At 60.5% G+C, this 15,501-nt stretch carries 14 protein-coding genes and 1 other RNA gene; 5 read left to right on the forward strand and 10 right to left on the reverse strand.

The features are described 5' to 3' along the window. Positions 1–57: 57 nt before the first annotated feature. The 7 genes from ssrA to AD662_RS03945 form a co-directional block, all read right to left on the reverse strand. Positions 58–453, reverse strand: a transfer-messenger RNA (tmRNA) gene (gene ssrA / locus AD662_RS28085). A gap of 96 nt (positions 454–549) precedes the next feature. Further along, positions 550–840, reverse strand: a complete 291-nt coding sequence (locus AD662_RS03920; protein ID WP_053185645.1) for a hypothetical protein — start codon at positions 838–840, stop codon at positions 550–552. 96 nt (positions 841–936) lie between these two features. Then, positions 937–3,804 (reverse strand): FAD-binding and (Fe-S)-binding domain-containing protein, encoded by a 2,868-nt coding sequence (locus tag AD662_RS03925; protein ID WP_053185648.1) that lies wholly within the window; start codon positions 3,802–3,804, stop codon positions 937–939. Beyond that, positions 3,801–4,472 carry a LutC/YkgG family protein gene (locus AD662_RS03930; RefSeq protein WP_053185653.1) on the reverse strand — a complete coding sequence of 224 codons (672 nt, stop codon included), beginning with the start codon at positions 4,470–4,472 and terminating at the stop codon, positions 3,801–3,803. The genes AD662_RS03925 and AD662_RS03930 overlap by 4 nt, the downstream gene beginning before the upstream one ends. Next, positions 4,469–5,926, reverse strand: a complete 1,458-nt coding sequence (locus AD662_RS03935; protein ID WP_018612903.1) for a LutB/LldF family L-lactate oxidation iron-sulfur protein — start codon at positions 5,924–5,926, stop codon at positions 4,469–4,471. Before AD662_RS03935 ends, AD662_RS03930 begins: the two co-directional genes overlap by 4 nt. After that, positions 5,923–6,747 carry a (Fe-S)-binding protein gene (locus AD662_RS03940; protein ID WP_018612901.1) on the reverse strand — a complete coding sequence of 275 codons (825 nt, stop codon included), beginning with the start codon at positions 6,745–6,747 and terminating at the stop codon, positions 5,923–5,925. Before AD662_RS03940 ends, AD662_RS03935 begins: the two co-directional genes overlap by 4 nt. Before the next feature lie 150 nt (positions 6,748–6,897). Continuing rightward, positions 6,898–8,592, reverse strand: coding sequence for a lactate permease LctP family transporter (locus AD662_RS03945; RefSeq protein WP_018612900.1), 1,695 nt, complete (start codon positions 8,590–8,592; stop codon positions 6,898–6,900). 263 nt (positions 8,593–8,855) lie between these two features. On the opposite strand from AD662_RS03945, the gene AD662_RS03950 reads away from it, so the two are divergent. Then, positions 8,856–9,623 carry an FCD domain-containing protein gene (locus tag AD662_RS03950; RefSeq protein ID WP_018612898.1) on the forward strand — a complete coding sequence of 256 codons (768 nt, stop codon included), beginning with the start codon at positions 8,856–8,858 and terminating at the stop codon, positions 9,621–9,623. A 113-nt stretch (positions 9,624–9,736) separates the two neighbouring features. On the opposite strand, the gene smpB is transcribed toward AD662_RS03950, so the two are convergent. Continuing rightward, entirely contained in the window at positions 9,737–10,219 is a 483-nt protein-coding gene (gene smpB, locus AD662_RS03955) for an SsrA-binding protein SmpB (RefSeq protein WP_003197663.1), read from the reverse strand. Positions 10,220–10,337: 118 nt separating this feature from the next. On the opposite strand from smpB, the gene AD662_RS03960 reads away from it, so the two are divergent. Genes AD662_RS03960 through AD662_RS03970 form a run of 3 tightly spaced genes read left to right on the forward strand, consistent with a single transcriptional unit; the run spans position 10,338 to position 12,491 of the window. Next, entirely contained in the window at positions 10,338–11,741 is a 1,404-nt protein-coding gene (locus AD662_RS03960) for a sodium-dependent transporter (RefSeq protein ID WP_033062903.1), read from the forward strand. Positions 11,742–11,748: 7 nt separating this feature from the next. Next, positions 11,749–12,192, forward strand: coding sequence for a type II toxin-antitoxin system RatA family toxin (locus tag AD662_RS03965; protein WP_014336563.1), 444 nt, complete (start codon positions 11,749–11,751; stop codon positions 12,190–12,192). Continuing rightward, on the forward strand, positions 12,189–12,491 hold the full coding sequence (locus AD662_RS03970; RefSeq protein ID WP_053178147.1) for an RnfH family protein: 303 nt from the start codon (positions 12,189–12,191) through the stop codon (positions 12,489–12,491). Before AD662_RS03965 ends, AD662_RS03970 begins: the two co-directional genes overlap by 4 nt. Positions 12,492–12,550: 59 nt before the next feature. Here the strand turns inward: AD662_RS03970 and AD662_RS03975 are convergent, their stop codons facing one another. Continuing rightward, on the reverse strand, positions 12,551–13,078 hold the full coding sequence (locus AD662_RS03975; protein ID WP_053178149.1) for an outer membrane protein assembly factor BamE: 528 nt from the start codon (positions 13,076–13,078) through the stop codon (positions 12,551–12,553). Between the two features lie 97 nt (positions 13,079–13,175). Here AD662_RS03975 and fur point away from each other — a divergent pair, with 97 nt between their 5' ends. Continuing rightward, positions 13,176–13,580, forward strand: coding sequence for a ferric iron uptake transcriptional regulator (gene fur, locus AD662_RS03980; protein WP_003197684.1), 405 nt, complete (start codon positions 13,176–13,178; stop codon positions 13,578–13,580). 75 nt (positions 13,581–13,655) lie between these two features. Here the strand turns inward: fur and recN are convergent, their stop codons facing one another. After that, positions 13,656–15,329 (reverse strand): DNA repair protein RecN, encoded by a 1,674-nt coding sequence (gene recN / locus AD662_RS03985; RefSeq protein WP_018612881.1) that lies wholly within the window; start codon positions 15,327–15,329, stop codon positions 13,656–13,658. Between the last annotated feature and the right edge of the window lie 172 nt (positions 15,330–15,501).

Here is a 15,501-nt window from a genome sequence, read left to right on the forward strand (position 1 = left end):
CGGGCACAAAAAAGGCACTTGCGATAATCGCTAAGTGCCTGATTTGTTTAGCTTATTTGGTGGAGCCGGGGGGATTTGAACCCCCGTCCGCCAGTACTCCGCTGTCGGTACTACATGCGTAGCCGTGTCTATTAAGTTAACCCTCAGCGACCCGACGGGCAGGGTGCTTTGGGCGAGTTGTGTAAGTTTTAGCCGATTCGTCCACAACGTACTGCACGGCGATTCCGTTCTATATGACAATCACTTTGGGTTTACGGACATCCCCTAATGATTGCTGGACCCGAAGGTACCAGAAGCTCAGGTCTAAGGCTGCTTACGCAGCGATAGCGAATTCCTGGCCGTAGTTTTCGTCATTGGCAACTATAGAAGTTGCAACAGTGGATTTACGAGTTCTGTTACCAACTCGGCATGCACCTAAAGTTTCGCAACCGGCGTCGAATCCTAAACGGCCCCGAACCTGTCACTCCATGAAGCTGGAGGAGTGGCAGGCATTTGCAGTGTACGCCAATCCGCGTCTGAGGCCAACCCGAAGGTTGGCCGCACGTGACATTACTGCTGATCGCCTTTGGTGTTGTTCTGCAGTTTCTGAAGAGCTTGGGTGGTCAGCGAGATGCAATTCTTGCTGCCTTCCTCGGTGCCTTTGGCTTGTTCGGCCGTGGCCTGTCCGACGGTGGCGTCGATATCGGTTTTCATGCTTTCGCTCATCTGCTCGGTGCTGACTTTCGCATCCCTGATTTTTTGCAGATTGATCTGGCAAAGGTCTGCCTGGTTATTTGCAAACACCGGAGAGGCCAACATCGCAGCGGAAATGAACAAGCCAGCAAGTGCGGTGCGCTTCATGTGTATCTCCTTGAACGTAGGGTCTCGGTGCCGCTGGACAGTCGCGGCCAGGCCGAGTCGGTGGATGGCCCAGCGCAGCCGGGCCTATTCAAGTGACTACAGCGACGCGCAGGAATTCGATTTTTCTTCGAGTCCCATCGCAGGGTCCTCACCGTTGGCGGGTTTGGGACGGGTGACGCGGTCTACCAGATACACCAGCCCGTGGTAGTCAATTGCGCCGTGTTGGGTAAGACCGATCTCACAGGTGCGGCTGGTGGAAATCCCTTCGCTGCAATGCTGTACCGCGTCCTTCAGTGAGCGCAGCGAGTGGGCATTGAGCTCTGGCGTGGAGAAGCCTTTGTCGCCGGCGAAACCGCAACAATGGATGCCTTCGGGGATGACCACGTTTTTACTGCACTGGCGCGCCAGGTCGATCAGCGCCTGGCTTTCGCCAAGGTGCTGCGTGCTGCACGTGACGTGCACGGCGATGGGCGCTTCTTGGGGGGTGAAGTCGAGACGATCCATCAGATGGGTGCGGATGAAGCGCACCGGGTCATACAGATCCAGGCGCACGTCGCCAAGGTCCTGGACCAGCCGCAATGTGCAGGGGCTGGTGTCACAGTAGATGGGGTCGAGCCCGCCGCGACTGGCGTGCAGCAAGGCGCCGATCAGTTCCTGGCGTTTATGCTCGGCCTGTTCTGTGTAGCCTTTGGACGCAAAGGGCTGGCCGCAGCAGAGGCTGTCCACATTGTCTGGAAAGACCACTTGATAACCGGCCTTTTCCAGCAGGCCGCGGGTCTTGTCGTACAGCGACATCTGCTCCTTGTCCGCTGCTGCCGGGCCCATGACCCGCGACACGCATGCTGCCAGGTACACGACTCTCGGACGTTCGTCCGACACGGCGGGGCTGAAACGGATGGCCTTTTCCGGCTGGGGCATGGCGTTGGTCCACTGTGGCACCTGGCCCTTGGACAGGCGCGTCAATGAGGCCGACAGTCTCGCCAGGCGAGGCGCGCCCAGCAGCATGCGCGCACCGTTGGCGACGTGGAGGGCGAAGCGCGCGCCTTGCAGGGTGGTGGCGAAATTTCCTTCAATCCAGTTGGCGGTTTTCGTCTTCGTCGCGTCACGGCTGCGCAGTTTTTTCACCAGTTCGCCGGTATTGATGCCTACCGGGCAACGCTGTGCACACAGGCCCGTGGCGGCGCAGGTATCGATGCCCTGGTATTGGTAGGCACGTTCCAGTTCGGTGGTGTCCGTGCCAGCGCGTTTTTTGGCTTGGATATCGCGCCAGATCACGATGCGCTGGCGCGGGCTCAAGGTCAGGTCCTTGGACGGGCACACCGGCTCGCAAAAACCGCACTCGATGCACTTATCCACAATCTCGTCGGCGGCCGGCAGCGGTTTGAGGTGCTTGAGGTGGATCTGCGGGTCTTCGCTGAGCACCACGTCCGGGTTGAGGATGCCGTTGGGATCGAGCAGGTGTTTGAGCTGCCACATCAACTGGTAGGCATCGCTGCCCCATTCCAGCTCGACGAACGGCGCCATGTTGCGCCCGGTGCCGTGTTCGGCTTTCAGCGAGCCGCCGAATTCCACTGCCACCAACTGCGCCACGTCGTCCATGAACGCCTGGTAGCGTGCGACTTCTTCAGGGTTGTTGAAGCCTTGGGTGAAGACAAAGTGCAGATTGCCTTCCAGCGCGTGTCCGAAAAGGATCGCTTCGTCGTAGTGATGTTTGTCGAACAGCTCGATCAGGCGGTTCACGCCAATGGCCAGTTGTTCCACCGGAAAGGTCACGTCTTCGATGATTACCGTGGTTCCGGTTTTGCGTACTGCTCCGACGGCTGGAAAGGTGTCTTTGCGGATCGCCCAGAGCCGGGCGTTTTCCCGTGGGTCCTCGGTAAAGTCGACCTGTTTTTCCACCGGGAAACCGGCCAGTGAGGCCATGATCCGGGCCAGTTGTTCTTGCAGTAAAGACGAGGAAGCGGCGCGGGATTCGATCAGCAAGGCGCAGGCATTGGTCGACAGATGCTGTACGAAATCCGGCATGCCCGGTTTGTCCTGCACCGAGCGCAGGCTGCGGCGATCCAGCAGCTCCACGGCCGAGACTGGCTGGCTTTTCAGCACGGTGACGGCGTTGCAGCAGGTCTCCACATCGGGGAACACGATCAGGGCCGAAGCCTTGTTCGGATGGTCGATAACGGTGTTGTAGGTCACCGCGCTGATGAAGCCGAGGGTGCCTTCGGAGCCGACCAGCAGGTGGCTCAAGATATCCACAGGCTCGTCGAAGTCCACCAGGGCATTGAGTGACAGGCCGGTGGTATTTTTCAGACGGTATTTATGCCGGATTCGCGCAGCCAGTTCAGTGTTGGCGCGGGTCTCGCGGCCCAAAGTCGCCAGGCGTTCCAGCAGTTCGCCATGGCTCGTACGAAAAGCCGCCACGCTGCTGTCGTCTTCGGTATCCAGGCGCGTGCCATCGGCCAGCACCAGGCGGATGCCGGCCAGGGTGTGATAGGTGTTCTGCGCCGTGCCGCAGCACATGCCGCTGGCGTTGTTGGCGACGATGCCGCCGATTTTGCAGGCATTGATCGACGCCGGATCTGGGCCGATCTTGCGCCCGAACGGCGCCAGCCAGGCGTTGGCCTGGGCGCCGATCACGCCGGGCTGCAAACGAATCTGCAGGCCTTGCTCGCGAACCTCGCGCCCGTTCCAGTTATCCCCGAGCACAATCAGCACCGAGTCGCTGATGGCTTGCCCGGACAGGCTGGTGCCGGCGGCGCGGAACGTGACCGGGACCTGGTCGCGTTGGGCCAGTTTCAGCAGCGCAATCACTTCATCTTCGGATTCGACGCGCACCACCAGTTTCGGAATCAACCGGTAGAAACTGGCGTCGGTGCCGAAGGCCAAGGTCGACAGCGGATCGTCGAAACGGCGTTTCTGCGGGATCAGTTGTTGGACGTCGTGTAGGAAAGGGGCCGGAAGGGTCATTGGTCCTCCAGAATCAAAACCACCAGATCCTTCGGACCATGAGCGCCATAGGCCAGGATTTGCTCGATGTCGGCGGTTTTCGACGGGCCCGATACCAGCAGGGCGTTGGTGGGCATGCCTTGGGCCCACTCGAATTCCTGCTGCACTTCATAGAAGTTGTCACGGATTTCGCTGGCCTTGAGCAGGGCGAAATGCACCGGTGGCACCAGGCTCATCAGTCGCGGCTCTTCCCGGGTTGGCCAGAGAATCAGGCTGCCGGTGGCGGCGATGGCGCCAAGGGTTCCGGTGAGGCTGGCGGGGGTGTCGTTGAACAACTCGGCCTTCCACTCTTCTACCGGGCGGTCGTAGGCCTTGAGGGTTGGCAGGTCCGGATGGTTCGCCCAGAACTGTGTGATTTTTTCCCCGTGCGCGGTGGTCGGGGCGATGAGCAGGCTCGGCAATTGACGGTCGCGCAGCAATTGCGCGAGCAGGGCCGGCCAGCCCTCGTTGGACGTCAGGTGGATTTCGGTGTGCACCGCTTCCATCAATTTGCGCAGTTGCGGGATGCGTTCCTCGGGCGCATAGCGGTAGGTCTGCGTCACCAGCTCGACGTCGAAGTTGTCGGCAACGGGCGTGGCGCCGGTCAGGCTTTTACGCAGCTTGGCGAGGATATTGTCCTTGGCGCTCATCGGCGGTCTCCCTGCTGGTTCAGGTGTTCGCGGGCCAGGTCATGCAATGAGCGGGCGGCGGGTTTGGGGGCGCTGTGGTTCTGGGTCCATGGGCCGATGTTGTTGGGCGTCAGGGCGCGCAGGCGCGTGGCGAGGAACCCGAACAGCCGATACAACCGTGGCGAACTGTTGAGCCGAGCCCAGGCATTCCAGATGAAGCGTTCCTTGGGCGAGTATTTGCTGCCCTGGCCGCGCATCACCTGATGGGGGCTGTCCGGCGCCTTGACGTTTTCTTCCCGCAGCCGCCGGAGCAAAGCCGGAATCGGAATCTTCACCGGACACACTTCACCGCAGGCACCGCACAGTGAAGACGCGCTCGGGTGGTCCGGCACCTTGGCCAGGCCGACCATGTGCGGCGTGATGATTTTTCCGATGGGTCCCGGGTAAACCTCGCCGTAGGCATGACCGCCGATTCGGGTATAGACCGGGCAATGATTCATACACGCGCCGCAGCGGATGCAGTTCAGCGTCTGGCGCAGTTCGCTGTCGGCAAACGCCTGGCTGCGACCGTTGTCGAGCAGGACCAGGTGGACTTCCTGGGGGCCGTCCAGTTCGTCGGCCTTGCGCGGGCCGGAGATCATGTTGACGTAGGTGGTGATGGGCTGGCCGAGGGCCGAACGGGTCAGCAGCGACAGCAGCGGCACGACGTCGCGCAGGTTCTCGACGACTTTTTCGATGCCGGTCACGGCAATGTGCACCGGCGGCACGGTGGTGGACATCCGCCCGTTGCCTTCGTTTTCCACCAGCAGCAGCGTGCCGGTTTCGGCGACGGCGAAGTTGACGCCGGAGACGCCGATGTCGGCCTCGAAGAATTTCTGCCGCAATACCTTGCGACCGATCTGAATGAGTTGGTCAACGTCCTTGGTGTACTCCACGCCGAGTTTGTCGTGGAACAAGGACGCGACCTGACCGGCATTCTTGTGGATCGCCGGCATAATGATGTGTGAAGGCTTCTCGTGGTCGAGCTGGACGATGTATTCCCCCATGTCGGACTCAAGACATTCAATGTCTCGAGCCTCGAGGAAATGGTTCATCTCCATCTCTTCGCTGACCATCGATTTGCCCTTGATCACTTGCCGCGCCTCGTGAGCGCGGATGATCGAGAGGACGATGCCGTTGGCTTCGTCCACCGTTTCCGCCCAGTGCACGTTCACACCGTTGCGGGTCAGGTTGCTTTCAAGTTGCTCGAGCAGGTCGGGCAGCTTCGATAACGCACGGGCGCGGACGGCATTGCCCAGCACACGCAGGTGTTCTCTTTCGTGGGCATCGCTGAAGGACGTTGCCCGTTTGGTCATCAGTGAATCCATCGCGCTGCGAAAGTTGTTTCGCAGTTGCGTGTCGCCCAGGGCCTTGTGGGCCCGGGCGCGAAAATCTTCCTGCACCTCAACGGTCGGAATCAGCGTCGGCGTGCTCATGCGACACCTCCGCTACGCTGCCAGAGGAAGCTCGCCAGGTGTTGGCCGCGTAACGCCTCCTGCTGTTTTTCCAGTGCGCCGTTGATGTTCATCAGGCAGCCACAATCGGCGCTGATGACCTTGTGCGCGCCGGATTCCTTCAGCGCTCGGGTCTTGTCGGCCACCATCGCGCCGGAAATATCCGGCATGCGAACGCTGAATGTCCCACCAAAACCACAGCATTCGCTTTCGTGGCTGTGTTCGACTCGCTCCACATTGCGCAACTGCGCCAACAACGCGCGGCCGTGCAGGTGGGTGTTCATTTCACGCCGTGCCGAGCAGGACGTGTGCAGCGCGACCTTCACTGGCTCACCGCTGTCGTTCAACTGCACCTTGCAGACAAACAGCAGGAATTCAGCCAACTCATAGGTCCGGGCCGCCAGGGCCTGGACCTGCTTGAGGGTTTGCGGCTCGTCCTTGAACAGGTCGGCGTAATGCTCGCGCAGCATGCCGGCGCAGGAGCCCGAGGGCACGACCACCGGATAGTCTTCGGCAAACAGGGCCAACTGCGCCCGTGCCACCGTCCGCGCCTGCTCGGTGTAGCCCGAGGTGTAGGCCGGTTGGCCGCAGCAACTTTGCCCTTGCGGGTAGTCCACCCGGATTCCTTCGCGCTCCAGCAGATGAATCGCATCCATCCCGGCTTCGGGATAGAACAGGTCCACCACGCAAGTGCCGAACAGGTAGACCCGTTGCGGTTTTTCGCTGGGGTACTGCCGAGGTTCGGGCAATGGCGGGGCGACACGGGTCGCGTTCGGCACGGCGTTGTAAAAAAGCTCGCTCATCAGGCGTGTCTCCGGGTGGTCCCGGTTATCCGTCCGCTGAGGCTGCTGAATATAGCCAGGAAATCTTTCGGCAGCCTTGCAGACCCGGTTGTGAATAGCAGACGCCGAATCACGGTTCGGCGTCGGTTTTTCCAGTATTACGTGTAGGACTTAATGAACCAGCATGCCGGTAAACCAGTAGGCCTGGGCCAACGTGATCAGGCCGACAATCGTTGCAAAGAATAGGCTGTGTTTGAGGGTGAAACGGAACAGATCCGATTCTTTGCCCACCAGCCCGGTCGCGGCGCAGGCCACCGCGATCGATTGTGGCGAAATCATCTTGCCGGTCACGCCGCCGCTGGTATTGGCCGCCACCAGCAGGGTGTCGTTGACGCCTATCTGATGCGCGGTGGTGGCTTGCAGCGAGCCGAACAGCGCGTTGGACGAGGTATCGGAACCGGTCAGGAACACGCCCAGCCAACCAAGGAATGGCGAGAAGAACGGGAACGCCGCGCCCGTGCCCGCCAGGACCAGGGCCATGGTCGAGGACATGCCGGAGAAGTTGGTGACGAAGGCGAATGCCAGCACCATGCCAATGGAAAGAATGGGCCAGCGCAGTTCGTAGAAGGTCTCTTTTAAAGTGGTAAGACCAGTTTTAATGTTGATCTTGAGCACCAGCATCGAGATCAGTGCCGAGAAGAAAATCGCCGTGCCGGTGGCGGAAATCGGGTCAAGCTTGAACACGGCCGGAATCGCCGTCGGGTTGACGACGATTGGCGCGACCTTGATCACCATCTGGTCCAGATGCGGGATGGCGAAGTTGAACACCCAGCCGTACATCGAGCCGCCAGCGGCGAACATCGCCTTGAACGGCTTGAGGGTCCAGATCGTCACCAGCACGGTAAGAATCAGGAACGGCGACCAGGCCTTGATGATTTCCCCCAGGCTGTAGGGCGAGGCCACGGTGCTACGAGGCTGGCCGAAGCCGCCGGCGCTGGCGGTGATGGCTGCGCTGGAAGTGGCGCCGGCAATCTGGGCGCCTGCGGTGCGCTTGGGTTGCCAGACTTTCAGGAACAACGTCAGGGAAACCAGGCTGGCCAGGGCCGAGGTGATGTCCGGCAGTTCCGGGCCGATGAAGTTGGACGTGAAGTATTGGGTGATGGCGAAGCTCAAACCTGCCACCAGTGCAGCTGGCCAGGTTTCCCGCACACCGCGCAGGCCGTCCATCATGAACACCAGCCAGAACGGCACGAACAACGACAGCAAGGGCAGTTGGCGGCCGGTCATGGCGCCGATCTTGAAGGCGTCGATTCCGGTGACCTGGCCGGCCACGATAATCGGAATGCCCAGCGCGCCGAACGCCACTGGGGCGGTGTTGGCGATCAGGCACAGGCCGGCGGCGTACAGGGGGTTGAAGCCCAGGCCGACCAGCAGGGCGGCAGTAATCGCCACCGGTGCGCCGAAACCGGCGGCACCTTCCAGGAATGCGCCGAAGCAGAAGCCGATCAGCAGCACTTGCAGACGCTGGTCATCGGTAATCGACAGCACCGAGCTGCGAATCACCTCGAACTGGCCGCTCTTGACCGTCAGTTTGTAGAGGAATACGGCGGCGACGATGATCCAGGCGATGGGCCACAGGCCATAGGCAAAGCCATAGCCGGCGGCGGCAAAGGCCATGTCTGCCGGCATCTGGAACGCGAAGATCGCCACGGCAATCGCCAGCGCCAGGGTGATGCTGCCGGCCACATGCCCCTTGAGGCGAAACACCGCCAGGGCCAGGAAGAAAAATACGATGGGAATAACGGCCGCGAGGGCGGACAAGCCGAGGCTGCCGAGCGGGCTGTAGAGCTGTTGCCAGGTTTGCATAATGGGTGGGCCCCTAATTGTTGTTGGTCAGGCACTGGTCAGCGGTTTTGGGCAATTGGTAATACCAATTTACAAGCGCTGTTGGCTAGGGTAAAAGCCTTGGTTGTCGTGTGTCAATTTGCCGCCCTGAAACTTTCGTCGAATAAGCGGTGCAGAGGGCATCTGATCCGGTGGTGAAAACAGCTTTTGATGGGTGTGGACAAGGCCCGGATGGGCCAGAATAGAGAGCCCGGCGAGCCGTCGGGATCGTGGAGAATTGAGTTATGGGGTTTGATCAGATTCGTCAGCGCCGTTTGTCTGACGATATTGTCGAGCGGCTTGAAGGCATGATCCTTGAGGGCACGCTCAAGTCCGGTGAGCGGTTGCCTGCCGAGCGGACCCTGGCTGAGCAGTTCGGCGTGTCACGCCCTTCGTTGCGCGAGGCGATCCAGAAACTGGCGGCCAAAGGCTTGTTGGTCAGTCGTCAGGGCGGCGGCAACTATGTGGTGGAGTCGCTGGGCTCGACGTTCAGTGATCCGCTGCTGCAGCTCTTGGAAAGCAATCCCGAGGCGCAGCGTGACTTGTTGGAGTTCCGTCACACCCTGGAAGCGTCCTGCGCTTATTACGCGGCATTGCGGGCTACGGAGGTGGATCGCGAGCGGCTGACGGCGGCCTTCGACGAGCTCCAGGATTGTTACTCGCGCCACGACGAGATAAGCCGGGCGGAGGAGGGCGCGGCGGATGCCCGGTTTCATCTGGCGATCGCCGAGGCCAGTCATAACGCGGTGTTGCTGCACACCATCCGCGGCTTGTTCGACCTGCTCAAGCGCAACGTCGTCACCAACATCGGCGGCATGTACAAGCAGCGCAGTGAAACTCGCGACATGCTGATCAGCCAGCACCGAGAGCTGTACCAAGCCATCATGGACGGGCACGCCGAACAGGCGCGGGAAGTGTCCAGCCGGCATATCTTGTATGTGCAGGAAGTCTTGGAGGAGGTGCGTCAGGAAGTGCAGCGCGTGGCGCGGGCGGAACGGCGTAAAGGCATGTAGCGCACGAACCCTGTGGGAGCGAGCCTGCTCGCGATAGCGGTCTGTCTGACACATCAATGCCGGATGTGTCGACGCCATCGCGAGCAAGCTCGGCTCCCACAGTTGATCCCGGGCTAGTCTTCCTTGCCCTTGTTGCGCACCGCGCGCTGCAGTTCGCGGCCGGCATCGCGTTCGCGTTCGGTGTCGCGCTTGTCGTATTCCTTCTTGCCCTTGCCCAGGGCAATTTCGCACTTGATCAAGTGCTTGCTCCAGTACAACGACGTGCAGACGCAGGTGTAACCCTTCTGTTGCACGGAGGCGAAGAGTTTTTCCAGCTCGCGTTTGTTGAGCAGCAGCTTGCGCGAGCGCGTCGGGTCGGCGATCACGTGGGTGCTGGCGGTGGTCAGCGGCGTGAAATGACTGCCCAGCAGCCAGGCCTCGCCGTCCTTGAGCAGCACGTAGCTGTCGACCAGTTGCGCCTTGCCGGCACGCAGACTCTTTACTTCCCAGCCGGCCAGGACCATGCCAGCCTCGAAACGCTGTTCGATGAAGTAATCGTGTCGCGCCTTTTTATTTTGCGCGATGGTCCCTGTGGGGTGTTTCTTCTGTTTAGCCATAGGGGCGGCATTATAGGCAGTTGCGTGCGTGTCGGCTACGGTGAAGCTGCGTGCTTGAGCACGTTGAGTGAATCCCGGACAATGCGGCCTCTTTTTCGAACGCTTGGGCGTGATCACGATGTCGACAGACAAGGTTTCTGTCCACGGCAGTTGGGCTAGCCGCTGGGTCTTCATACTCGCGGCCACCGGTTCCGCCGTGGGGCTGGGCAGTATCTGGAAATTCCCCTACATGGTCGGCGTCTACGGTGGCGGTGCCTTCGTATTGATGTTCCTGGCGTGCATTGCGCTCATCGGCGCGCCGGTGATGCTGGCCGAAACCCTGATCGGTCGTCGTGCCCGGCAAAGCCCGGCCAATGCCCTGAAGGTGCTGGCGGTGGAAGCAGGGCATTCGCCCAAGTGGTCGTGGGGCGCCTTCGCCGGAATGATCACGGCGCTGTTGATCCTGTCTTTCTATAGCGTGGTCGGTGGCTGGTCGCTGGACTACATCATCGACATGGGCCGCGGGGATTTCCAAGGGGCCACGCCGGATCAGGTGGGCGCCTACTTCGGCAATGTGATCGCCGATCCCTGGCGGCTGACCCTCTGGCACACGATCTTCATGGTGCTCTCGGCGGTGGTGATTGCCCGGGGCGTGGTGGCCGGGCTTGAGCGCAGCCTGCGGATCATGATGCCGTTGCTGTTCGTGATGATCCTGGTGTTGCTGGGCTACAGCATGACCACCGGACACTTCATGGAAGGCGTGCATTTCATGTTCGACTTCCAGCCGGAGAAAGTCCTCGACGGCCTGCTGCCGGCCATGGGGCATGCGTTTTTTTCGCTGAGCGTCGGCGTGGGATCGATCATGATCTACGGCGCCTACATGCCCAAGAACGCCTCCCTGACCCGGACTGTCTTCGGCGTCGCGCTGCTGGACACCTTCGTGTCGCTGCTGGCGGGTGTGGCATTGTTTCCGATTGTGTTCGCGGCCGGCCTGAACCCCAGCGAAGGGCCGGGGTTGATGTTTGTCAGCCTGCCCTTTGCCTTCGGCAGCATGGCCTTCGGTCAAGTGATGGGCGTGGTGTTTTTCCTCCTGGTGGCCATCGCGGCCTGGAGTTCGGCCATCTCCCTGTTGGAGCCCATGGTGGCTTACCTGGTTGAACGGACCCGGCTCAGCCGCGCCTGGGTAACCTTCTGGTTGGCCTTCACCTGCTGGTTTGTCGGCCTGGGTACGGTGTTTTCCTTCAATATATGGAAGCAGGCGAAGTTTTTCGTGAACGAAGACGGGCTGTTCCATCTCTACCAGTGGGGCGCAACCGGAGGGCTGGATTTCTTCGGCGTGATTGATTTCTTCACCTCGCGGATCATGCTGCCATTGGGTGGTTTGTGTTTCGTAGTGTTTGCAGGATGGATCATGGGGCGTGAAGCGGTGCGTGATGAATTGTCGCTGCGCAGCCCGGTATTGTTTGGTTTGAGCCTGTTCTTGATGCGCTACGTGGCGCCCATTGGCATTCTTGTAGTGTTTGCCGCCCAGCTGTGGAAGTGACGCTTACATGACGACACATATTCAACGCTCGGCCTTGCTGCCCTACCCGGCGCAGGCGCTGTATGACCTGGTCAACGATGTGGCGAGCTACCCGGAGTTTTTGCCGTGGTGCTCGTCGGCCGAGGTGCTGGAGAGCTCTGAAACCCATATGCGCGCCAGCCTCAACATTGCCAAGAGTGGCTTGAGCCAGCGCTTCGTCACACGCAATACGCTGGTGCCGGGGCATTCCATCGAGATGAACCTGGAAGAAGGGCCTTTCAATCAGCTCCACGGTGTCTGGGTGTTCAAGCCGTTGGGTGAAAAGGCCTGCAAGATCAGCCTGGACCTGTCGTTCGACTACGCCGGCCCACTGGTGCGGGCGACGTTGGGGCCGCTGTTCAATCAGGCTGCCAATACCCTGGTCGACGCGTTCTGCCAGCGGGCCAAGCAGAATGCAGAGCTCAAGCGTTGATTGAGATAGAAGTGGTGTATGCCTCGGTGGAGCGTCAGGTCTTGCGCGCATGCGTGGTGCAGGAAGGCACCAGTGTTCGCGCAGCGCTGATGGCCTCGGGGATTGCCGATGCATTCCCGGAGCTGGACCTGGCGACTTGCCCGGTGGGGATTTTTGGCAAGCAGGTTGCCGATCCAGAGCGCCAGGTGGTGCAGGCGGCTGATCGACTGGAGATTTATCGCCCGTTGTTGGCCGATCCGAAGGAAATTCGGCGCCTGCGCGCGGCCAAGGCTGCCCAGGCGCGCCAATCGGAGCAATAACCTGGCCGCAATGGCAGGCGATAAAAAACCCGGCATGCCGGGTTTTTTATTGTCGCGATTTATTGCGGCGAGGTGTCCAGAGGCTCTGGCGTCGGGACGGGTACAGTCTCGACCTGGTCCACGTCCTTCTGGATCTGGTCCTGCAACGAACCTGGCTTGGCCGGTTTTTCCGGTTTTGGCTGTTCGGCATTCTGGGCCGGGTCGGTCACGGTGGTGCCGCTGTCCTTGCCCATGATGGCCTCGTCGCGGCTCACGCCAGGCATGAAATCGCCCGAGAGGCTGACGAGTTGGTCGTCAGGGCTGAAGATAACGCTGATGCGTTCCTGCTGGCGCTCACCGCCGCCTGGCTGCAAGCTGTACAGGTAATCCCAGCGATCGGCATGGAACGTGTCGGTCAGCAGGGGGTTGCCCATGATAAACCGTACTTGCCGGCGGGTCATTCCCGGGCGTAACTGGTCTATCATGTCCTGCGTGACGACATTGCCCTGCTGGATGTCGATTTTGTAAACCCCGGGGAATGAACAACCGGCGAGTGCGAGCAGTCCCACAAAGGTGAAACTGGTTAGCAAGAGCTTGGTGTTTTGCATCGGTGGGCGACTTCCACTATCTTGGCTGGGACAACGTAAACGCCGATCATACCCGCATTAAGAGAAGCTGCGAAGCAGCATCGCGAGAAAGCTGACCATGGTTGAAAATAGCGAACTACGCAAAGCCGGCCTCAAAGTGACCCTGCCACGGGTCAAGATTCTACAAATGCTCGATTCCGCCGAGCAACGCCACATGAGTGCTGAAGATGTCTATAAGGCGCTGATGGAGGCTGGCGAGGACGTCGGTCTGGCCACGGTTTACCGTGTTCTGACCCAGTTCGAGGCAGCTGGCCTTGTGGTGCGACACAACTTCGACGGAGGCCATGCGGTCTTCGAACTGGACGACGGCAAGCATCACGACCATATGGTCAACGTCGAGACCAGTGAAGTGATCGAATTCTTCGACGAAGAAATCGAGCGGCTGCAGAAAGCAATCGTCGACAAGTATGGCTTCGAGATGGTTGATCACAATCTTGTGCTGTACGTACGCAAGAAAAAGTAAGCATGTCGCGCGGACTTAAGGTTCGCGAAACGAACGAAGGCGACCCCAGGGTCGCCTTCGTGCTTTCTGCCGTTCTCAGATTTTCGCGGTAACGACCATTTTTTTCGCGTGGGCCAGGGATTCCTTGGTGAGGTCGATGCCCCCGAGCATTCGTGCCACCTCTTCCACGCGCTCGTTTTTGTTGAGCTTGGACACGGCGGTACGAGTCGCGTCCTCGCCGCGCACCTTGTGCACAAATAAATGCTGGTGTCCCTGGGCGGCGACCTGAGGCAGGTGAGTGACGGTCAACACCTGGCCACGTTCCCCCAGCCGACGCAGCAACTGGCCGACAATTTCCGCTGTAGGGCCACCGATACCCACGTCCACTTCGTCGAATACCAGCGTCGGTACGCGAGAGGTTTGTGCGGTGATGACCTGGATGGCCAGGCTGATTCGCGACAACTCACCGCCGGAGGCGACTTTGGCCAAGCCTTTGAGCGGTTGTCCGGGGTTGGCGCTGACCAGCAATTCCACCTGTTCCAGCCCATTGGGTTGGAGCTCGTCGCCAGCGTTGGGGCGCAATTCGATGGTGAAGCGCCCGCCCGGCATGCCCAGGCGCTGGATTTCCTGCTCGACGGCACTGGCCAGCCCTGTTGCGGCATGCTGCCGCAATTCACTGAGCTCCCTGGCCTTTTCCTGGTAATGACGGGCATAGGACGCCAGTTCGTCCCCCAGGCGCTCGATGGACTCATCGTTGGCGTTCAGGGTTTCCAGTTCTTCCAGCAGCCGCTGCTGGAGTTCGGCAACATCGGTCGGCTGGATGCGGTGCTTGCGCGCCAGTGTATAGATGGTGTCCAGGCGCTCTTCCAGGTATTGCAGGCGTGCCGGGTCGGCATCGAAATGATCGAGGAACCGATTCAGCTCCCCGACGGCCTCTTCGACCTGGATCTGCGCGCTGGTCAGCAGGTTGGTCGCTTCGTTCAAGGCGCCCACTGAATTGTTCACGCTGGAGAGTCGGTTCAGGCTCGCTGTCAGTGCATTGAGGACATTGCCCGAATCGCTCTCGCTGCATTGTTCGACCACCTGGCGGCAGATGCCCAGCAGGGTTTCGGCGTTGGTCAGGTTCTTGTGTTCCTGCTCCAGTTCTTCCAGTTCATTTTCACCCAGGGCCAGGTTCTCCAGCTCTTCGAGCTGGTAGCTCAACAACTGGTGGCGGGCGCGCTGCTCGTCGCCGGAATTGGAGAGTCGATCCAGTTCCTGCCGGGTTTGGCGCCAGCGTTGGGCCGCCAGTTGGACTTGCCGGGCCAGGTCCGTGGCGCCGGCGTATTCATCCAGCAGGCGGCGATGGGTGTCGGTCTTGAGCAGGGATTGGTGTTCATGCTGGCTGTGAATGTCGATCAGCAGCTCGCCGAGGGCCTTGAGATCGCCCAAGGGGCAGGGCGTGCCGTTGATGTAGCCTCGGGAGCGGCCTTCGGCGGTGATGACCCGGCGCAGGATGCACAAACCGTCGGTGTCCAGGTCGCGTTCAGCCAGCCAGGCGCTGGCCTCGGGGATGTCGACCAGGTCGAACGTCGCCAGGATGTCGGCCTTGTCCGCTCCGGGGCGCACCACGCCACTGTCGGCGCGGTCGCCCAGCGTCAGGCCCAGGGCGTCGAGCATGATCGACTTGCCCGCGCCGGTTTCACCGGTGATCACACTCATGCCTCGATCGAGTTCGAGGTCGAGATGTTCGACGATGGCGTAGTTGTGTACGGACAGGTGCACCAGCATAAGGCCGCTCCCAGGCTTTAGGTCTGGTTATTTATACAGTGTTTTGTTTCGGCCTGACAATGCCCTCGCTTAGCTCGATTTGCTTGGGCAAATGATTTTCTTAGCGCGGCGAGGAATGGTTATGCAGCTGTTTTTTGTAAGGTTAATTCGTCAGGTGGCCCTTGAAGCTGAA

It is taken from the genome of Pseudomonas kilonensis (assembly GCF_001269885.1).
Classification (GTDB): Bacteria; Pseudomonadota; Gammaproteobacteria; order Pseudomonadales; family Pseudomonadaceae; genus Aquipseudomonas; species Aquipseudomonas kilonensis.